Source organism: Flavobacterium sp. 25HG05S-40 (assembly GCF_052654735.1).
This window is the reverse complement of record NZ_CP199750.1, coordinates 1,200,564-1,221,441: the sequence shown is the minus strand read 5'-3', so window position 1 is coordinate 1,221,441 and position 20,878 is coordinate 1,200,564. Positions and strand designations below refer to the sequence as shown.

Below are 20,878 nucleotides of genomic sequence, written 5' to 3'. Positions count from 1 at the left end.
ACCGCTTGTGAAAACAGGCGGTTTTTTTTATTGTAGCGATTCAGCAATCTTCAGGGCACATTTTTCGCCGTCAATCGCTGCTGATATGATTCCGCCAGCAAATCCTGCTCCTTCTCCACATGGATACAAGCCTTTTATCTGTGGATGTTCTAACGAAAAAGTATCTCTCGGAATTCTTACCGGCGATGACGTTCTGCTTTCCGGTGCATGAAGAATAGCTTCATTAGTCATATAACCTCGCATTGCTTTGCCAAATTCGGTAAAACCTTCCCGAAGAATTTGCGATAAAAACCCAGGGAAAACTTGTCCCATTTCTACCGATTTAGTACCCGGAACATAAGATGTTTTAGGAATATCAGCCGATACTTTGTTTTGGATAAAATCAATCATACGTTGCGCCGGAACTTTTTGAGTTTGCCCAGCCAAGTGCCATGCTTTTTGTTCGATACTTTTCTGGAATTCCATTCCGGCCAAAGGACCGAATTTAGCAAAAGGTTTGAAATCCTCGAGTTTTAATTCGACCACAATACCCGAATTGGCTGTTGCCTGATCCCGTTTTGAGGGTGACCAGCCGTTGGTTACTACTTCTCCTGGACTAGTAGCACAGGGCGCAATGACGCCACCCGGACACATGCAAAAAGAGTACATGCCGCGACCATTGACTTGTTTTACTATCGAATACGGTGCGGGAGGCAAGTAATCACCTCGAAAATCACAACTGTACTGAATTCTATCGATTAATTCCTGCGGATGTTCGGCACGAACGCCTAGCGCAAAAGGTTTGGCTTCGATTAAAATCTTCTTTCTATCTAACAATTCAAAAATATCCCGAGCCGAATGGCCGGTTGCTAAAATCAATTTGTTGGCTTCAATTGTATCGCCATTTTGAGTTACAACACCCTGAATTTCGTTGGCTTTAATAATAAAATCGGTAACCCGTGTTTCAAACAAAACCTTACCGCCACATTCAATTATTTTCTCGCGAATATCCTGAATGATTTGTGGAAGTTTATTGGTTCCGATATGCGGATGTGCTTCTACCAAAATATCGGTAGTGGCCCCAAAACCGACTAAGAGCTGAAGAATTCTGTCGACATCACCGCGCTTTTTGGAACGAGTGTATAATTTACCGTCCGAATACGTTCCGGCACCTCCTTCTCCAAAACAATAGTTGGAATCTTCGTTTACAATATGGTCGACATTGATGGCTTTCAAGTCACGACGACGACCTCTTACATCTTTTCCGCGTTCGATTACTACCGGTTTAAAACCTAGTTCTATAAGTTGTAAAGCGGCGAACAATCCGGCTGGACCGGCACCAACAATGATCACTTCTTGTGCATTAGAAACATTCTTGTAATCGGGAAGTGTTATGGGCTGTTCTGTATATTTTTCATCTATTAAATAGACCGAAACTTTAAGATTGATCTTTATCGCTTTTTGACGAGCATCAATAGATCGTTTTAAAATGACAACTTTATGAACCAATTTAGGAGAAACCCGAACGATTTGAGCCGCATATTCGGTCAATAACTGCTCGTTGGCAGCAATTTCGGGAGAAACCTGAAGTTGTAATTCTTGTGGCATAGGTACACTATTTGAGGCAAAAATAATCAAATGAAACTTAGTACAAATAAAAAAGGTTCAGCTTTCGCCAAACCTTTTCTACTACTTACTTATCGGTATTAATTTTTAATAAACTTATAATTCCCCACCTGATTGTCTAGGGTTACTTTCACAAAATAAACTCCGGTTTGCAAATCAGCCACTGAAATGGTTGTTAAGGTTTCTGTTGCTTTCAATGATTTTACTTGAGTACCATTAATAGAATAAATTTCGATAGCAGCATTGACATTTTCTGAATTATTCGAGATATTCAACACATTTGATGTCGGATTTGGATACAATTTAATGGCGTCATTAGTAAGTGTTATCGGTGTTACCCCAAGAGCAACGCCGAAATCAAGATAATCTGGAGAACCATTAGTATTGGTATCGTCGTTACTTGGATTGCCATCTCGGTTATAATCCTCTAAAAAGGTTAGTACATTATCGCCGTCATCATCATTATCCAAATAATTTGGAATGCCATCGCTATCAGTATCTCTCAGAATAATGGCCCCTTGAGTAACATTGTTTTTATTAGCAAAAACATATTCCAAATTGGTTAAAACAAGATCCCCATCATCATCATTATCCAGATAATTGGGGATGCCGTCAAAATCGGTATCGTCATTGGCCAAATTAGAATCACCGTTTACATCTTCAATTTCAGAAGCCGCATTATCAGTATCAAAATCGATATTACAATCGACAACGCTCAAAACAACTGGCTTTACAAGTCCATTAATATTGGCATAAATGGTTTGTGGATTTGTTACATTAGAGTAAGATGCAGTATTTGCTATAGCATTTACATTAGTTTGGGCATCAACCATTGTTTCATGGAAAGTTACCCCAGATGAAGATGAATTTAAATCTCCCGCCGCTACAGCTAAATTAAAAAACTGTATTCCAGTTGTCATATCACCACAACGTACAAAGGAATAGTTTGGATAATAATTTGGGCGGTAAAAACGCCATGCTTCCTGCGAAGCAGTCCAGCTTCCTGTATTTCTGCCTGGAGGAGCAATTCCTTCTGTACCAGAAAGATTAATCAATCCTATTACTCCTCTTCCTGCCTGCCAATTTGTTGTTGGTATTCTATTAATCATTTGTACATCAACACTATTGTTCCCCTCACTCAAAATCATCTGAAAAGAAGTTGTTTGAGTAGGAGTTCCTTGAAAATGTGGCTGATTATTAAAATATACAACAAATTTTCGATTAGGTTGTGTTCCATAGATTCCATAGGTTAATGAACCTGTTTGATTGGAATTATTTAAATCTTCATAGCATCCTAAAATTGAGTTTTTTACAGCAAATCCAGCTGATGGTATTTGACCGCTAAAGGGCCATGGTGAATATTGACCCGCCAAGTTTGTTCTGAAATCAATATATCCGTTGGTACTAATCAATAACTGATTGTAGCTAATTCCATAAAAATCAAAATCAAAAGGCAAATTAATGACTGCAGAATATAAGTCATCTTGTGTTGATAAAGGCGACAATGTTCCTGAGAACGGCTGAAATGGTATCGGAGCAACGGCATAATTATTTTGTGAAATACCTTTAACAGACAATACGGCAAACAACATAAAAAGAATGTACTTTTGTTTCATAAGATTTGTTTTATTTTGACAACAACAAAAATATTCAATTTTATTAATTAAACTATTGATTCCTATAAATTTAACGATATGTCACGACAAATAAAATTAATTTGGGATTTCCGAGGAGATGCAGCATCCAAAACAGCGGAGCATCATGAACTTCATTTAAAAGAATATATTATTCACGAAAAATTACCATTGCACATCACCGGTTTTGAAATCAAGAATGAAATGCATGCTATAGCTTTTATGGTTGTGACGGATGAATTCATGATTCCGATTCGGGACGCTTTAAAACCGCATCGTGGGGAATTATATCATTAATCTAAATCGATTTTATAGTCCGTAAAAAAGTAGGTCGAATTCGATTCACCATTAAGCTCAATACTTTTATAGTCAACTACAATTTTTTCTTTTACTTCATAATTGTAGACATCTGCAATGTTATTAACTTCATTTTTTTCATAAAACTTACCGTCTTTTGTCCACCATTCCCCTTTTTCAAATAAAGTCTCAATGTCACAACCCTGTTTTGTGGTAAACATAATAACATATTTGCCATTTTCATATCGTTGTAATATCCAATGCTTTTCGACACCATCAGTTTCTCTATCTTTTTCAAAACCTTTCCATATGCCTACTAACTGCTTGTCATGTCCTTTATTAGTAAATAAAAAACTTGAAAACACAAAAACTGAAAATATTAATAAAAAACCTAAAAATACTTTTTTCATAATTATTGTTTATTTGGAATATCTATTGTTTTAATGTAATCATCTAAAAATAAGAACATAAATGAGTCTAATTCTTTTTCTGCTTTAAACTCTGCTTCTTTTTGCTTTAAATATTTATTTTCTTTTTTTTTCTTTTTTTCAGAAAAAGAATCAACAAAATTTAATTCAATATCATTGGTCATTTGTCTATACTCTTCTGCTTTTTGCTTATATTCATCAGTAGTTTTAAAATAAATAAAGTAATCTTGTTTGAATTTATAAAATTCATCTCCTAATAAATCCTTTGATTTTATTTGTATTCCAGACTTAATTTCAAACAATCTGTAATATTCATATACAGAACCATATCCCATATGTACATAATGCAATTGTTTACCATAGGGACAAATCAATAATCCATTATAAAAATCACAAGGGAAATTTTGAATAGTACCAAAAACATCCTTGTAGATAGACACTAAAGAATAAGCATCTGACTCCTCTTTTCTTTCCTGAAAACATTCCTTATAAATATTTTCAACTACTAATTTGCCATCTTTAAATTTGAAGTAAGCAATATATCCACGCCAGTTTGCTGATGAAATTGTTGTAATTAAATTATCTGGTAATGGGTTAGTTCTAAAATAAGCTTCTAATGGATTTGAGTATAATTTTATAGTATCTCTTTCAGTTATCAAATAATCAGGCACTTGAGCTGTAGCCAATATCTTTACTGAAAATAACAAACAACTAAAAAGTGATAAAAAACCTTTCATTTAATTAGCTACATCACTAATAAACTTGATGCGCATTAATCGAAGTTCTTCTATATCATAATCGCCGTCAAATTCTTTTAAAGCTTCTTCTATTTTATCGGTTTCTGAGTCCATGAAGTATTCGTGGATTTCTTCCTGTTGGTCTTCATCTAAAATTTCATTGACCCAATAATTGATATTCAACTTCGTTCCGGCATACACGATCTGCTCCATTTCCTTCAGTAAGCTATCCATGGTAAGACCTTTGGCTTTGGCGATATCATCAAGAGATAACTTTCTGTCAATATTTTGAATTATGTATAGCTTGTTGGCCGAATTGGCTCCAGTCGACTTCACTACTAAATCGTCTGGACGAATAATATCATTGTCCTCAACATATCTTGCAATAAGCTGGACGAAGTCGTTTCCATACTTTTTGGCTTTTCCTTCTCCTACTCCGTGCACATTACTTAATTCGTCAATCGTTATAGGATATTTGAGTGCCATATCTTCCAAAGAAGGATCCTGAAAAACGACAAAAGGCGGTACTCCGAGCTTCTTGGCTACTTTTTTTCGCAAATCGCGCAACATACTCATCAACGCTTCATCGGCAGTTCCTGAAGATTTGGCTGCCGTCACTATTGCATCATCTTCAGCTTCATTGTACTCGTGATCTTCCGACATCAAGAATGATAATGGATTTTCGATAAATTCATGCCCTTTTTCGGAGACTTTCAGAATACCATAAGTTTCAATATCTTTATTCAAAAGACCATCTACCAATACCTGTCGAATTAGCGCCATCCAATACCGCTCTTCAAACTCTTTACCAGCTCCAAAGAACGGCTGTGAATCGGTTCTATGGGCTTTTATCATAGCGTTAACGCGACCAATAAGTGTAAAGCAAATTTCTTTTGATTTGTATAAATATTTGGTGTCGCGAACCACTTCTAAAAGCAGTTTGACCTGATTTTTGGCTTCTACTTTGGATTTTGGATTACGAACGTTGTCATCCATGTCGGCGCCTTCGCCCGTTTCAGAATCAAATTCTTCCCCGAAATAATGCAATAAAAATTTACGTCTTGAAATAGAAGTTTCGGCATAAGCGACTACTTCTTGCAATAAGGCAAAACCTATTTCCTGCTCAGCAACAGGCTTACCCGACATGAATTTTTCTAACTTTTCGACATCTTTGTAAGAATAATAAGCCAAGCAATGACCTTCTCCTCCATCGCGACCGCCACGACCGGTTTCTTGATAATAACTTTCCAAGGATTTTGGAATATCATGATGAATCACAAAACGAACATCGGGCTTGTCTATTCCCATTCCGAAGGCTATAGTAGCAACCACAACATCGACATCTTCCATTAGAAACATATCCTGATGTTTGGCTCTAGTTTTAGCATCCAATCCAGCGTGATACGGAACCGCTGAAATTCCGTTTACCTGCAAGACTTCGGCTATTTCTTCTACCTTTTTACGGCTTAAACAGTAAATAATTCCAGATTTACCCTTGTTCTGTTTGATAAAACGAATAATATCCGCTTCAATATTTTTAGTTTTGGTACGTACTTCGTAAAAAAGATTCGGACGATTAAATGATGCTTTAAATGTTTTGGCATCAGACATGTCGAGGTTTTTTAAAATATCTTCCTGCACTTTTGGCGTTGCTGTTGCTGTCAAACCAATAACAGGAACATCACCAATTAACTTTATAATTGCTTTTAGATTGCGGTATTCAGGTCGGAAATCATGTCCCCATTCTGAAATACAGTGGGCTTCATCAATGGCTACAAATGAAATTTTAACGTTCTGTAGAAACTCAACATATTCTTCCTTGGTTAAGGATTCAGGCGCAACATACAAAAGTTTCGTAATTCCAGAGGTAATGTCTTTTTTAACCTGATTGATTTCGGTTTTGGTTAAAGAGGAATTTAATACGTGAGCGATACCATTTTCAGAAGACAAACTCCGAATAGCATCCACTTGATTTTTCATTAAAGCAATTAAAGGCGAAACTACAATCGCTGTTCCTTCCTGAATCAAAGCCGGTAATTGGTAACACAACGATTTTCCACCACCTGTAGGCATAATAACAAAAGTATTATTTTGACCAATAATACTTTTTATGACTTGCTCTTGTAAACCTTTAAATTGGTTGAACCCAAAATATTTTTTTAATTCTTTATGAATGTCAATTTCGTCTAAATTCATTCTGTGTTAATCGTATTTTTACATAAATTTGCAAACATAAAGATAGTACTTTCTTTTATACATACAAATTTTATATTACTACAATTTTGATAAATAAAGAGTCCATTTTAGCTGCTGCACAAAGAACAATTTTATCTGAAAGTGAATCGATTGCAAATCTAGTTCCGTTATTAGATGACGACTTTGTAAAATCAGTAGAAATCATCAATAATTCGAAAGGTCGCCTCGTTGTTACGGGAATTGGAAAAAGTGCCATCATTGCTCAAAAAATTGTAGCTACTTTAAATTCTACAGGAACGCCCTCGTTGTTTTTACATGCTTCAGAAGCCATTCATGGAGATTTGGGTATGGTGCAACCTGGTGATGTGGTGATTTGCATCTCCAAAAGCGGAAACAGTCCTGAGATTAAGGTTTTAGTTCCTTTGTTAAAACGATTTGGTAACAAGCTAATAGCCATAACTGGAAATACTACCTCTTTTTTGGGAAAAGAAGCTGATTATGTATTGAATACGTATGTAGAAACTGAAGCCTGTCCTAATAATTTGGCGCCTACCAACAGTACAACAGCTCAAATGGTCATGGGTGATGCATTGGCGGTATGCCTGATGGAAATGAATCAATTTACTGCTGAAGACTTTGCCAAATACCATCCAGGAGGTGCGTTGGGTAAAAAATTATTACTCCGTGTTGGCGATATGTTGGATACGACGCACCGACCTATAGTTGGTCCTGATTCTACTATCAAAAAAGCCATTATGGAAATTTCCGAAAAGCGTTTAGGAGTTACTGCTGTTGTCGATAATGACAAAGTCATCGGAATCATTACTGATGGTGATATCCGACGCATGTTGAATACAACCGATAACATTTCCGGATTAACGGCAAAAGACATTATGACCATAAACCCAAAAACGATAAAGTCTACCGAGCTGGTAAGTGACGCTTTAAATATTCTGGAAGATTTTTCGATTACACAGTTAGTTGTTGTTGACGGTGGCGATTATAAAGGTGTTTTGCATTTACACGATATTTTAAAAGAAGGCATCGTATAATGGCAAAAAAAAATAAAAACGAAATGTCTTTTCTGGATCATCTTGAGGATTTGAGATGGTTGTTAGTGCGAAGCTCCGCTGCCATTATCATTATGGCGTTAGTAACTTATTTCTTTAGCGACTTTATTTTTGACGACATCATTTTTGGACCTACCGATGCCAATTTCATTACCTACCGCTTTTTTTGCGAAGTAGCCCAAATACTTGGAATAACTGGCGACATTTGTGTTAAAGAACTACCTTTTACCATACAAAACACTTCTATGGAAGGTCAGATAAACGTTTTTGTTTGGACCTGTATAACGGCAGGTTTTATTCTGGCTTTTCCTTATATTTTATATGAACTATGGCGCTTTATTAGTCCGGCTTTGTATGAAAAAGAAAAGAAAAATGCCATAATTTTCATCTTTGTTTCCTCAATCCTTTTCTTTTTAGGAGTGCTGTTTGGTTACTTGATTATTGTACCACTTTCCATCAATTTTGTAGCTACTTTTTCCGTGAGTAGTGTCGTGAAAAACGAATTTAATTTAGATTCTTACATTGGTATGATCAAAACCTCGGTTATTGCTGCCGGATTATTTTTTGAACTCCCTATTATCATTTATTTCCTAACAAAACTGGGCTTAGTAGGGCCTGATTTCTTGAGAAAATACAGAAAATATGCCATCGTAATTGTTTTAATTGTGGCCGCTATAGTAACCCCACCTGATGTTGTAAGCCAGATTACGGTTGCCATACCCATGTTGTTAATATATGAAGCAAGTATTTGGATTTCGGCATTAGTAGAAAAAAACAGAAAGAAAAATGAGCAATCAAGTAGCAGAATTTAATGAGTACCGTTCGAAGATGAACGAAAAATTATTGGCAGACAATAATAAAATTGTGAAACGAATTTTCAATCTCGACACCAATGCGTATGCCGAAGGTGCTCTTGATGTGAAAACCAAAGAATTACTTGGACTGGTAGCCTCGACCGTATTGCGTTGCGACGATTGCATCAAATACCATTTGGAAACTAGTTACAAAGAAGGCATTACCAAAGAAGAAATGATGGAAGCCATGGGCATTGCTACTTTAGTGGGTGGAACCATAGTTATTCCGCATTTGCGAAGAGCTTATGAATTTTGGGAAGCTCTGGAAGACCATAAATAATTTGAAAATTAATCAATTTGAAAATTTGAAGATGCAATTATTTGTTAATTCATCTGTTCTGTTGGTTATTTTTAATTTTATTTGTTTGATAAAATAATTTATGAATTGATTTTGAGTAATTATCTCATTTTCAAATTTTCAAATTTTCAAATTTAAATCATGAAATTAAGAGCCGAAAATTTAGTCAAAACCTATAAAGGCAGAAGTGTTGTAAAAGGGATTTCTGTAGAAGTAAATCAGGGAGAAATCGTTGGTCTTCTGGGACCGAATGGTGCCGGAAAAACAACTTCTTTTTATATGATTGTAGGTTTGGTGAAGCCCAATTCCGGAAATATTTATTTAGACAATATGGATATTACAGAATTTCCTATGTATAAACGCGCTCAAAACGGTATTGGTTATTTGGCTCAGGAAGCGTCCGTTTTTCGAAAATTGAGTATAGAAGATAATATTCTGAGTGTTTTGCAATTGACAAAACATACTAAAGAAGAACAGATTGCCAAAATGGAAAGCCTAATAGCGGAATTTGGGCTTGAACATATCCGAACCAATCGTGGTGATTTACTTTCCGGTGGTGAACGCCGTAGAACTGAAATTGCTCGTGCTTTGGCTACAGATCCTAAGTTTATCCTTTTAGATGAACCCTTTGCCGGAGTAGATCCCGTTGCGGTTGAAGATATTCAACGTATTGTAGCTCAATTAAAAAATAAAAACATCGGAATTCTAATTACCGACCACAACGTCCAAGAAACCTTAGCCATTACGGATAAAACCTACTTAATGTTTGAAGGAGGAATCCTTAAAGCCGGAAAACCTGAAGAATTAGTTGAAGATGAGATGGTTAGAAGAGTCTACTTAGGTCAAAATTTTGAACTGCGTAAAACCAAAATTGATTTCAATATTCCAAAAGTAGATTTAAATCACTAAAAAAGTGAAAAATCCAGACGAAGAACTACTGGAAGATTGGCATACAAATCCAAAGTACTGGAAATTGGGCGGTCTCTTTTATTACAATAGAGAAGATGAAAGACTTTTGATAGACAAACCTAATCCTAACTACGGATCAACCTTAAATTTTGCTCATCGAAAATCTTATATAATTATAGTAGTGTGCATTTCCTTTTTCGGATTTGTAGTCTATATGATAACTTCAAAAAACTAAAAAAGCTTCCAAACTGGAAGCTTTTTTAGTTTTTTGAAAATTTAGTAATAAGTGTAGCTGATTGATTCAAATAAAACATTTGACATATCACGTGTGATTTCAGTTATTGGATAATCATCCGAGTTATAAGTAAATGAAGTTATGTCATGACGCGTAGAGGTAATAAAATCCGTTATGTTATTTACATTTCCTTCTATATCAAAATCTAATACTTGAAAAACAGCATAATTACTTATGTTTTTGAATGGATTATTTTTTACATCATAAGTATAGTTTTCTGTACTTGAAAATCCAAAAGAAGACGTGCGGGTCAATTGCATTATATTTCCGTTTTGAACGGTACAAACCTCAGTATAGCTTAACGTAGTTTGACTTGTCAAATCACCATAATACACTGTTCTGGTAAAGGTATTGCCCGAATAAGTAACTAACGTTTTGGCTGCTGAATTAAAATCAGGATCGTATTCCGTATATTGAGTAACTTGATCTCCAGTATATTCAATAACAATATAAGTGTCATCCTCTGGATGATTTATTCTGGTCAATTTATCTCCGGTGTAGATATATTGTTCAATTACAACCCCTGAATCCTTGACATTAACTAATTTATTACCCGAATACGAAAAAAGCAAATTGAAGTCATCGTCGGCTGGATCAGCATTATCAATAATCATCGTTTTAACTAAGGTTACCGCAGCAGGACTGTCGGAAGAATCACTAGAGCAACTGCCTAAAAACAGTGCTGAAAAGGCAAACAAATACAGGATTTTTTTCATTGGTGTCGTTTTAGTTTTTATGTAAAAATATGACTTCTACTAACAAAGAAATTATTTTTTAGTAATTTTTAGTTGATTGTCTAGTATTGATAACAAAACATAGAGTATAATTATCAAAGGAACTGCCAATATTTGCAGAAAAATAAGCATCAAAACCGAAACGGCCAAAAAGAAAATCTGCAATTTATATTTCGCAAAACTGAAGTTCTTAATTTTTAAGGAAAACAAAGGAATTTCTGCGTTCATTACATAGGCACTCACTAAAGTTAACACAATTAAGAACCAAGTATTATATGAAAATCCCATGTCAAGGTCTTGATGAAAATAATCAGCCACAAGTGGTAAACTGCAAATAAACAAGGCATTGGCAGGGGTTGGCAATCCTATAAAAGAATCTGATTGTCTTGTATCAATGTTGAATTTAGCCAAACGATAACAGGCTCCAAGCGTTATTATAAAACCTAAAAAAGGAAGTGCTACATAATACCATTCCAAATCGGCGAAGTACAAATTTCTTCTATTCATCAGTAACTGATACATGACATAACCCGGAACAACACCACTGGTAATCATGTCTGCCAAAGAATCTAATTGCACTCCCAAAGGTCCGGACACGTTAAATTTTCGGGCAAAGAATCCATCAAAAAAATCAAAGAAAATCCCCAAACAAACAAACCCAAAAGCAACTGCAAATTCTTCATTGGAAACAAAAACCAACGCCACGCAACCACAAAACAAGTTTAACATCGTAAATAAATTGGGAATAAGCCTTTTGATGTTCATTCGGATAAAGTTTTTTTATAGGTTTGAGCAAATTTAATACAATAAGTTAAAGCTTTCTACGTTTTATATTAGAGATTTATTTGATATTTGTAAAAAGAAAAATTGCCTTGAAAAAAACAATTGCTATTCTACTGCTTTTTGCCGGAATACTTACTCATGCTCAATCGGTTAGAAAATATTCGAATGAGTTTATGAATATTGGCGTAGATGCTGCTGCCCTAGGAATGTCTAATGCGGTAACGGCTTTTACTGGCGATGTGAATTCGGGCTATTGGAATCCGGCCGGAATTTTAAAAATTGAAGACAGCGAAGCCGCTTTGATGCACGCGAGTTATTTTGCCAATATTGCCCAATATGATTACGCCGGTTATGCCAAAAAAATCGATGATCGTAGTGCTTGGGGCGTTTCTCTAATCCGTTTTGGGGTAGATGATATCCTCAATACTACCCAACTTATAGATGGCGAAGGCAATATCGACTACAACAGAATCAGTCTGTTCTCAACAGCAGATTATGGATTAACCTTTTCGTACGCGCGTAGGCCAACATTATTTGAAGGTCTGCAATATGGTGTCAACGCTAAAGTTATTAGAAGAGTGATTGGAGAATTTGCCAATTCCTGGGGATTTGGTTTTGATTTTGGATTGCAGTATGAAAAAAACGATTGGCACTACGGAATAATGCTGCGTGATATCACGACAACCTACAATGTTTGGGCTATTGATGAAGATAAGTATGAAGAAATACGCGATGCCGTTGCGGGTCAAAATCAGGAACCGCCAGAAAGTACCGAAATAACCTTGCCCAAAGCCCAACTTGGAATCGCGAAAAAATTTGATTTTCACTACGATTATACTCTATTAGCTGCAGTTAATCTAAACATGCAATTTGCCAGAACCAATGATATTTTTGCTTCTGATGCCGTGAGTATTGATCCGGCATTAGGATTGGAATTTGGGTATGCCAATTTAGTTTTTCTTCGCGCCGGTGTTGGTAACTTCCAAAATGTGGAGCAAATTGACGGTTCAAGCAAGGTAAATTTTCAACCGAATATTGGCTTAGGCTTTAAATACAAAGGGATTCAGGTGGATTATGCGTTAACTGATTTAGGTGATCAAAGCGCAGCCTTATATTCTAATATTTTTTCGGTTAAAGTAGATTTAAGTATCTTCAGATAAAAAATTATGCTTAAAAAAATACTCTTCTTATGGCTATTGGTATGTAGCGCAACCTCATGGGCGCAAAAACTTTCAAAAAATGCACAAGTAAGTGTTTTTACGTGTGATAGAGGTGCCGAATTATATTCGACTTTCGGACACACCGCGCTTCGGATAAAAGATACCGACAATGCCTTGGATGTCGTTTATAATTATGGGTATTTCGATTTTAGGACGGAGAATTTCTATTTTAAATTTGTAAAAGGCGATTTACAGTATTTCGTCAATGCCACTTCCTATGATGATTTTGTTTTTGAATACAAATTGGACCGAAGAGAAGTTATCGAGCAAACCCTCAATCTGCCTTTAGCCAAGAAGCAAGAACTCTTTGAAGCACTTAATCGAACCCTAGAACCTGATCAAAAATATTATACGTATAAATTCATCGACAGAAACTGTACTACGATGATTTTGGACAAAGTCAATGGTATTTATGGGAAAGTATATCTTCAAAAGGTAGACGACACTTCCATAAGTTACCGAACGCTTTTATATCCTTATTTCGATAATTATTTTTGGTATAAACTGGGAATCAACATCGTTTTCGGAGCCAAAACAGATAAAGATGCTGCGAAATTATTTTTACCTATAGAATTACTAAACAGCTTAGATAAAGCAAAATTTGAAGGGAAACCACTGGTTATCAAAAAAGAAACTGTTGTGAAAGGAGCCGTGCTTCAGCCCAAATTTTCGTTTTTGAATAGCATCTATTTGGTTTGGGTAATCCTTTTGATTTTAATAGTTACCAATAATAGAATTTTATTTAAAAGTTACCTCTTTATCTGTGGTTTATTAGGACTTTTGCTATGTCTTATCGGATTGTATTCACAGCATGAAGAACTGTTGTGGAATTACAATGCTTTACTTTTTAATCCGATTTTTCTGTTAATTCCGTTTGTAAAAATAACGTTTCGGAATAAACTCAATATCGCATTATTAGGATTGCTATTAATTTACATTCTAATCATGATAAACAAACCCCATTTGATGATAATGTTGCCTTTTATCATAACGCAATGTTATATTCTTTTGAAATTGAATGGTGCTAGTACTTGGAAACTATTGCCCTTTGTAAAGTAAAACCGTTCCCAAGGTTTTGAAGATAATATTCACGTCTAAAAAAAGGCTTCTGTGCTTGATATAGTATAAATCATATTGAAGTTTGATTAAGCTATCATCGATGGTTTCACCATAGGAGTAATTTACCTGAGCCCAACCTGTTAATCCCGGCTTTATAACATGACGGGTTTCATAAAATGGCATTACATCGGCAATTTCTTTTACAAAAACAGGACGCTCCGGTCTAGGCCCTATAACGGCCATATCGCCTTTAAGAATATTGATAAACTGCGGTAATTCGTCCATTCTGGATTTTCTTAAGAATTTACCAAAAGGCGTTATTCGGCTGTCATTGGTAGTAGCAAAAACGGCACCTTCTCTTTCGGCATTCTTTACCATGGTTCTAAATTTGACGATGTTAAAAACCTGACCATTCTTACCTACTCTTTCCTGACTATAAAAGAGTTTTCCGCGGTTACCTACAAGATTTCCAATCAGGATTAATGGCAGTAATAGCATTCCAATAGACAATCCAATCACTGAAAATAGTATTTCAAAAATCCGCACCATAATCAGATAAAAATGATTTTGATTGCTTCTGCTGAAAGGGAAATAGCGGTAGAAATCACGGGAAACATACTGCATCGGAATACGTTGTGCTAAAGTTTCATAAACCTGCGTATATTCTCTTATGATATATCCGTTCTCCAATAAATCAATAAGCTGATTGTAAAGATTAACAGTTATACCGTCTGTTTTTTGGGAGGCGACTACAATTTCGGAAATCGAATTTTTCTTTACAAATTGCTTAATGTTATCAATGGCAATATTCTTTATTTTTAGATTATCCGTTGTTTTACTATTGGCACTGTCAGAATTGACAAAGCCCAGCACACGATAATGAGGGTCAGCATTTTCGAGTCCGTCCACCAATTCTTTTAGTTGTTCTTTATCGCAAATTAGAATGACTTTCTTGGAAAAACGATTGGAAGCAAAAAAGCTCACATACATCATTCTCCAAATAAAAAGCGCTAAAAAAATAGCAATATAAAAAATAAGGATTTGCAGTCGATTTGAAGGAAGCACCGGCGTATAAATTGGTGTTAACAGATACAACAACACTGTTATAGAAGAGGTCAGAATAATGCTTTTGATGACCTGGTATTGATTACTGGCAACCTGCAAGTTATACATTTCAAATACCGAACCTATGAAGTTGATGTAGATTCCGAGAACAATTGTCCAATAAAAATTGGTTTCAGAGATGTTGAAATAATTGAAATTGAAAGCAATTCCAACAAGATATAATGACAGTAAAACAAAGACCACGTCAAAAATTCTTAAAAGAATCTTTCTTTCAGATACTTCAAAGTGGATATCCTTGCGCTTATTCATTTTATGTTAAATTTTGACAGGGGCAAGTTACTAAATAATACCAATTAAACCAGCAATTCTATCCACTGCTTTTTCACCAATTCCCAATCAAAAGCTTTTACAGTCTCTTTGCCATTACATGAGAGAGCTTTTGCTAAGTCAGGCTCAGAGAGGATACGCTTAATTTGCTTTGCCATATCAGCGGCATCATTATCACTGATTAAAAGCGCATTCGTATTGTGCTGCAATAAATAGGGAATCCCTCCAACATTGGTCGATATCACCGGTAAACCCAATGCCATGGCTTCAATCACACTGATTGGGGTATTATCAAAATGAGTGGTATTTATAAATATATTGTAGTCTTTAGACAGGTTGATCCATTCAGGCTTCGTTAATTTACCTGTGAAAATTACCTCAACATTATTTTTTTGAGCAAATCCTACCGTTTTTGAATAGCTTTCGTCTTTCTTAGGTCCAACCATACAAAGTTGGGCTTCTGGATATTCTTTTTTAATCTTAAGAAGTACTTTTACAGCCATAACGGGATTGTATATTTTGGCGAAAGATCTAACCCAGAGTAATTTTGGAGTCTTAAATTCTTTTACTGAGTTTTCGTATAATTCAAGTTCAATTGTATTGGGAATATACTTCAAATTGTTGTACCCATTTTTCTTAAAAGTTTCATACAAATAATAGGAAGGAGCCACATTGATGTAGGCATTATTAAATATCAAATCGGAGAAAAATTTGCTTTTGACAATTCTTTCCGGCAAATTACCACCGTGAAGTTTTGGAATATATTTTACTTTTAAAACTCTACATAATTGTGAAATCAGAAATGCGTACCAAAAGTTTTTAGTGCTGTAGGTATCTATTAAGACATAGTCTACTTTTTTGGCATATTTGAACGTTTTGATAATCATTTCAAACATTCGGATTGCCTTATTTTTTTTGGAAGATGCATAGTATACATTGAAACCTTCACTCTCTAGAAACGTCCCTAATGTCTCTATAGAAGTAGAAGTATATCCATGATTGGATAACTTATTTCCTATGTATAGCAGGTGTTTCATCGATTAAAATTTTTAATAAGGATAACGAATATACAAAAGCTGGTGCAGCAATTCGCATAGCAGCATGATTAATTGTTAGTATCCAAAAAAACAAAAAACAGAAAATATAGATGTGCTGTTTGTTATCCAAAAATAAAAAGATAGGGGTAAAAAAAACAATCATTAATGCAATGATACCCATCGCACCATGTTCCGCAAGGGTTCGTGATATTTCACTATGCGAGGCAATAATCAATCCACCTGATTTTTCTTCTCGTACTTCTAATGCCTTAGCAACTCCAATTCCGAATACGGGATTATCCAAAAAGTCATCAATCTCACTATCCCAGATTTCTTCTCTTCCAGTTAACTGACTTTCCTTAACTCTTCCCGCAGCATCTTGATTAGCGTATCGTTTGTCAATTAATCCACCCGTTTGATTGGAAGTATAAATCCAAGTGATAAAAAAAGCAACACTCATAAAAAGCAATAGTCGAAACAGATTGTACTTTCCTTGAGATTTTGAATTGAAATAGATGTAGGCTAGTAATAACAGAATCATTATAAAACCCGTTACCATGCCACCGCGTGAAAAAGTAACTAAACCTCTGTAAGTAATATTAAATAAAACAATAAGGTTTACGATGAAAATTAATTTTGATTTGGACTCTAAAAGCAATCTTGAAAAAAAAACAAACATTCCCACACCTAGTAATGTGGCAACCTGATTCGGTCCGAATCCTCCTGATGTAGCATTATTGGAACCCGTACCGACCAATACTTCCTTTAAGTCTGGCGTATACAATATCAAATAAACTGTGGTTGCAAAAACGGGTAAAGCTAATGCCAGAAGAATATTATTAACCTGTGAAAGCAGTATTTTTCGATTGTAACAATAAATAGCGGAAACTCCAAGACAAGCCGGACCAGAAATATTAAAGGCAATGGCTTTTCGGATATCTGTTTGTAAATTTAGGGTTTCTGTAGCGACAATTACACCTGGTAATAATAGTAATAGATAAATCCAAAATGGAATAGCATTCTTGGAGAAGCCGCTAAAGTACATTCCTAAAGCCATAAAAATCATCACGGCATATTTGGAAGACTCATAAAGCAAATTTCCTCCTGTCATCCTTAAGAAAACCTCACTTCCTACTATATAAGCAGAAGCATACAACACTTCATTGTTTCTGTTACGGTTTTTAAGCACAAAATATACCCCAACAGCAAGCATTGCAATGGCATAAAACTTAGAAAGAGGTCTGACAAAAAACAACAAAACCCCCAATACCATGTGGGCTACAATCAATGCTATGTATTTGCTGTCTTTCATATTTTTAGCGTTGAAACCCAATTTAAATAGTTAGCGATAACACCTTCTTTGGAATGATTTTGGATAATGGTATTGTACAACTCTTGTCCCATTTGATGACGCAAACCGTCGTCTTCTATAAACTCCTCAAGACATTTGGTAAACGAATCCACATCATTAGATTCGACAATAAATCCGTTAACATCGTCCTGAATAATTAAAGGGATTTCACCTACTTTGGTAGCAACAATCGGTTTTTTGGACAATCCGTACTCAATCAAAGAAACGGGTAACCCTTCCGATTTGGAAGTTAATATTGCAATATCTGCTTGATTGATAATGTTTTTCACATCATTTTTCGAACCATAGATAAATACATGATTTTGCAGATTCTTAGTTACAATTAACGCTCTTATTTTTTCCGAGTAGTCATCTTCAAAATCTTTACCAACCAAATGAAATGTCCACTCAGGTTGCAAATCCTTGAGTTTTTCGGCGATTTCTAATAAAAAGAAATGGTTTTTTTGGTCACGTAAGTTCGCCAAACACAAAATTCGTGTTCCGATAGTACCTTTAAGTTGCGTTACTTCAGTTTCTGAACCGTCTATTGTTGTAAAATTGGGTAAATAAATTACGCTCTTACAATTGAGTTCCTTTTCTGCCCAGGCTTTTAATTTGTAATTGACAACGATGATTCCCTTGAAAAAGTGAGACGCCATCTTCAACATCAATGATTTTTCCGAGCTGATGAATTCGCTTAAACCATTATGATCGTGCCAAATAATCTCTATTTTTGGGTAAATCAACTTGACAAGCATCGCTAAAAAATAAGAACTACTGTGCGGTTGCAGATAGTCAACTTTATGTTCTTTACAGTATTTTTTTAATCGCAATACCGCAGCAAGATCAAGAGTCGATTTCTTTTTCAAAAATAAGTACGAAACCGAATGGTGCAGTTGACTCTTCAGATTTCCTTCCGCTCTTGTGGCTACTAAACCAGAGAATTCAACGCTCTGCGAAAGGGCATTAGCATAGTTAATAGCCATTTTCTCGGCGCCACCAATTTCAAGTGAATCTATTATTTGAACAATTCTCATGGTTGTAAAAGCAACTTAATTTCGTTTTCAAAAGTATCCATCGTGTACTGTCTTGACCAATACATGGCATTATTTGCCTTTCTTTGATATTCGACTGGGTTTTCCAGAAGCGCTTCTATTTTTTTTACATCAGCATTTATTTCTAAATCTAAAAGCAATCCTCTATCGCCTTCTGAAAGCATATTCGGAACGCAAGATACCTTGGAAGCGATGGGCAAACAACCCCAAAACATACCTTCGGCAACCACTTTTGGCCAACCTTCACTCAAAGAGGGTAAAACTACAAAATGATTTTCGATGTAGGCCTTTTTAATACTTTCTTGATTTTGATTTCCTTTCAGAAAAACAACTGCTTCAAGTTGATGTGTAGCAATATATTTTTTAAGAATTGCTCTCTCATTTCCTTCTCCATAAAGCGTCAAATCAACGGTATATCCTTTCTTAAAAAGTTGTTCTATCAATTGAATAGCATAGAGTGGTTGTTTGCCGTTCGAAAGAGTTCCCACAAACAAAAAACATATTTTGTCTTTTAGAGCTCTTGGTTGTATCGCTATTTTGTCTTTTTCAAAATAACTAGCGGTAAAAAAAGATTTGATGTTTTTACTACTATTTTCCCATTCGCCATACACTAAGACTTGCATGTTTTTGGTCAGTGTAGTATTACTCAAAATCCATTTTTGCAAACGATAGGTCAATGGCTGCTTTGCTTTTGGATCCCAATTGCCGGCATATTTTGCAGTTTTCGGTTTTGAAGGAAAAAAAATTTGAACGAAACAACCCAAAAGCCCAATATTTCCGGGACAACGCAAATGAATATGGTCAGCACTTTTCATATTCTGATAAATTTTCCAAACTATTTTAGGAAGCACAACTGCCGAATGCAAAGCATTCTTTATACTTGAAATGTCGAAATTAGCGACCTGCGTAAAGTGTATATTTTCGTGCTGGTAAAAATCCTGAATGGGAGTTTTAGGAGTAGTATGCAATGGAGCAACAATCAAAACTTCAGATACATTTTTTAACCATAAGTTCATTTCACGAACATAGGGTTCATATCCAAAATAATTGCCTGATTCTTTACCATGAATAACATGCGTAATTATGGCAAACTTCATCGATTTTATCGTTTTTGCATTAGCATGGTCAAATGCATACATTTAAACAAATGACTATCTGATTTTGCGGATACATCCCAATCTTTTTTATGCCACTTCTTTCCGATACTTTGCTTTTTCTCCTCTGATAGAAATGGGACAAAATTCATTACAAAATACCATTTTGCTTGGCCAAGAAGGCCATGACGTTCCACAATGTTGAAGGTTTTTGCAAACTTGTAATACGTTTTTTTAGTAAAAGGCCATTCCCAATCTTTGTCAGACTGAAAAGGTCGATACATAACGCGCATCAATTTGATAGGTAAACTAGTTTCCAAAGGATCATAACTAATGATTACGCCACCTGGAGCTAATTTTTCATTGAGTTTAGCAATTAGCACATCCGGATTTTGAAAATGGTGCAAAACTCCGTAAGCGTAGATGATATCAAAATCTTTATCAGGGAAATCGGTTTCAGACAAGAAATCAGCTGAAATCGCTTTTGCATTGGGATAAGGTTTAATTCTTTCGGCGAGTGTGGCAATGGCGACATCGCTTAAATCTAAACCAATAAACTCTTTGCTGTGTTGTGCCATGTACAAACTCCAATGATTTCCGGCAAAGCAGCCTAAATCCAAAACTTTTTTATTGGATAAATCGCCAAACCATGTTTTATGAATTTCATAAGACTCGCTAAGAATACCAATATCTTTTCTGATTTTCTTTAGGGTTTTTTCCCTAAAATAATACCAGATTTTGGTTGGTAAGTTCTTTTTATCACTTTTGTAATTATAAAAATCTTTTTGTTTTTTGTTGATTTCGATAATTTCTTCCTGAGTTTTCATGTA

21 protein-coding genes are annotated in these 20,878 nt (G+C 35.3%); 8 read left to right on the top strand and 13 right to left on the bottom strand.

The annotated features are described in order from the left end of the window. Positions 1 to 27: 27 nt before the first annotated feature. A complete protein-coding gene (locus tag ACULEU_RS05215) occupies positions 28 to 1,587 on the bottom strand; it encodes an NAD(P)/FAD-dependent oxidoreductase (RefSeq protein ID WP_445454393.1) in 1,560 nt (519 codons plus the stop codon). A 98-nt stretch (positions 1,588 to 1,685) separates the two neighbouring features. Next, positions 1,686 to 3,221 (bottom strand): T9SS type A sorting domain-containing protein, encoded by a 1,536-nt coding sequence (locus ACULEU_RS05210; protein WP_445454392.1) that lies wholly within the window; start codon positions 3,219 to 3,221, stop codon positions 1,686 to 1,688. Positions 3,222 to 3,299: 78 nt separating this feature from the next. Here ACULEU_RS05210 and ACULEU_RS05205 point away from each other — a divergent pair, with 78 nt between their 5' ends. Next, positions 3,300 to 3,536 (top strand): hypothetical protein, encoded by a 237-nt coding sequence (locus ACULEU_RS05205; RefSeq protein WP_445454391.1) that lies wholly within the window; start codon positions 3,300 to 3,302, stop codon positions 3,534 to 3,536. On the opposite strand, the gene ACULEU_RS05200 is transcribed toward ACULEU_RS05205, so the two are convergent. Genes ACULEU_RS05200 through recQ form a run of 3 tightly spaced genes read right to left on the bottom strand, consistent with a single transcriptional unit; the run spans position 3,533 to position 6,897 of the window. Further along, complete coding sequence (locus ACULEU_RS05200; RefSeq protein ID WP_445454390.1) at positions 3,533 to 3,946, bottom strand: hypothetical protein; 414 nt, start codon at positions 3,944 to 3,946, stop codon at positions 3,533 to 3,535. The two genes, ACULEU_RS05205 and ACULEU_RS05200, sit on opposite strands and share 4 nt — an antisense overlap. A 2-nt stretch (positions 3,947 to 3,948) precedes the next feature. Next, positions 3,949 to 4,701, bottom strand: a complete 753-nt coding sequence (locus tag ACULEU_RS05195; protein WP_445454389.1) for a hypothetical protein — start codon at positions 4,699 to 4,701, stop codon at positions 3,949 to 3,951. Next, positions 4,702 to 6,897, bottom strand: coding sequence for a DNA helicase RecQ (recQ, locus tag ACULEU_RS05190; RefSeq protein WP_445454388.1), 2,196 nt, complete (start codon positions 6,895 to 6,897; stop codon positions 4,702 to 4,704). Between the two features lie 86 nt (positions 6,898 to 6,983). Between recQ and ACULEU_RS05185 the strand changes: the two genes are divergently transcribed. The 5 genes from ACULEU_RS05185 (at position 6,984) to ACULEU_RS05165 (ending at position 10,263) form a co-directional block, all read left to right on the top strand. Beyond that, positions 6,984 to 7,949, top strand: coding sequence for a KpsF/GutQ family sugar-phosphate isomerase (locus ACULEU_RS05185; protein WP_445454387.1), 966 nt, complete (start codon positions 6,984 to 6,986; stop codon positions 7,947 to 7,949). Continuing rightward, complete coding sequence (tatC, locus tag ACULEU_RS05180; protein ID WP_445454386.1) at positions 7,949 to 8,779, top strand: twin-arginine translocase subunit TatC; 831 nt, start codon at positions 7,949 to 7,951, stop codon at positions 8,777 to 8,779. The genes ACULEU_RS05185 and tatC overlap by 1 nt, the downstream gene beginning before the upstream one ends. Further along, positions 8,754 to 9,101 (top strand): carboxymuconolactone decarboxylase family protein, encoded by a 348-nt coding sequence (locus ACULEU_RS05175; RefSeq protein WP_445454385.1) that lies wholly within the window; start codon positions 8,754 to 8,756, stop codon positions 9,099 to 9,101. The genes tatC and ACULEU_RS05175 overlap by 26 nt, the downstream gene beginning before the upstream one ends. A gap of 159 nt (positions 9,102 to 9,260) precedes the next feature. Then, complete coding sequence (gene lptB, locus ACULEU_RS05170; protein WP_445454384.1) at positions 9,261 to 10,028, top strand: LPS export ABC transporter ATP-binding protein; 768 nt, start codon at positions 9,261 to 9,263, stop codon at positions 10,026 to 10,028. A 4-nt stretch (positions 10,029 to 10,032) separates the two neighbouring features. Then, positions 10,033 to 10,263, top strand: a complete 231-nt coding sequence (locus tag ACULEU_RS05165; protein WP_445454383.1) for a DUF5808 domain-containing protein — start codon at positions 10,033 to 10,035, stop codon at positions 10,261 to 10,263. A 41-nt stretch (positions 10,264 to 10,304) separates the two neighbouring features. Here the strand turns inward: ACULEU_RS05165 and ACULEU_RS05160 are convergent, their stop codons facing one another. Together ACULEU_RS05160 and ACULEU_RS05155 are read right to left on the bottom strand one after the other, a co-directional pair. Beyond that, a complete protein-coding gene (locus ACULEU_RS05160) occupies positions 10,305 to 11,039 on the bottom strand; it encodes a hypothetical protein (RefSeq protein ID WP_445454382.1) in 735 nt (244 codons plus the stop codon). Positions 11,040 to 11,090: 51 nt separating this feature from the next. Further along, positions 11,091 to 11,822: a CDP-alcohol phosphatidyltransferase family protein gene (locus ACULEU_RS05155; protein ID WP_445454381.1), complete on the bottom strand. Its 732-nt coding sequence runs from the start codon at positions 11,820 to 11,822 to the stop codon at positions 11,091 to 11,093. Positions 11,823 to 11,929: 107 nt separating this feature from the next. Between ACULEU_RS05155 and ACULEU_RS05150 the strand changes: the two genes are divergently transcribed. Together ACULEU_RS05150 and ACULEU_RS05145 are read left to right on the top strand one after the other, a co-directional pair. Then, entirely contained in the window at positions 11,930 to 13,000 is a 1,071-nt protein-coding gene (locus tag ACULEU_RS05150) for a putative type IX sorting system protein PorV2 (RefSeq protein ID WP_445454380.1), read from the top strand. A 6-nt stretch (positions 13,001 to 13,006) separates the two neighbouring features. Beyond that, on the top strand, positions 13,007 to 14,119 hold the full coding sequence (locus tag ACULEU_RS05145; protein ID WP_445454379.1) for a lipoprotein N-acyltransferase Lnb domain-containing protein: 1,113 nt from the start codon (positions 13,007 to 13,009) through the stop codon (positions 14,117 to 14,119). Here ACULEU_RS05145 and ACULEU_RS05140 read toward each other — a convergent pair. From ACULEU_RS05140 to ACULEU_RS05115, 6 genes are read right to left on the bottom strand one after another with little or no spacing between them, the layout of a single operon-like run. After that, positions 14,099 to 15,493, bottom strand: coding sequence for a sugar transferase (locus tag ACULEU_RS05140; protein WP_445454378.1), 1,395 nt, complete (start codon positions 15,491 to 15,493; stop codon positions 14,099 to 14,101). The two genes, ACULEU_RS05145 and ACULEU_RS05140, sit on opposite strands and share 21 nt — an antisense overlap. 44 nt (positions 15,494 to 15,537) lie before the next feature. Next, positions 15,538 to 16,548, bottom strand: coding sequence for a glycosyltransferase family 4 protein (locus ACULEU_RS05135; RefSeq protein WP_445454377.1), 1,011 nt, complete (start codon positions 16,546 to 16,548; stop codon positions 15,538 to 15,540). Then, entirely contained in the window at positions 16,520 to 17,860 is a 1,341-nt protein-coding gene (locus ACULEU_RS05130; RefSeq protein WP_445454376.1) for an O-antigen ligase family protein, read from the bottom strand. The genes ACULEU_RS05135 and ACULEU_RS05130 overlap by 29 nt, the downstream gene beginning before the upstream one ends. Continuing rightward, positions 17,857 to 18,936, bottom strand: coding sequence for a glycosyltransferase (locus ACULEU_RS05125; RefSeq protein WP_445454375.1), 1,080 nt, complete (start codon positions 18,934 to 18,936; stop codon positions 17,857 to 17,859). Before ACULEU_RS05125 ends, ACULEU_RS05130 begins: the two co-directional genes overlap by 4 nt. Beyond that, positions 18,933 to 20,051 (bottom strand): glycosyltransferase family 4 protein, encoded by a 1,119-nt coding sequence (locus ACULEU_RS05120; protein ID WP_445454374.1) that lies wholly within the window; start codon positions 20,049 to 20,051, stop codon positions 18,933 to 18,935. Before ACULEU_RS05120 ends, ACULEU_RS05125 begins: the two co-directional genes overlap by 4 nt. Positions 20,052 to 20,056: 5 nt before the next feature. After that, positions 20,057 to 20,875 (bottom strand): class I SAM-dependent methyltransferase, encoded by an 819-nt coding sequence (locus ACULEU_RS05115; RefSeq protein WP_445454373.1) that lies wholly within the window; start codon positions 20,873 to 20,875, stop codon positions 20,057 to 20,059. Between the last annotated feature and the right edge of the window lie 3 nt (positions 20,876 to 20,878).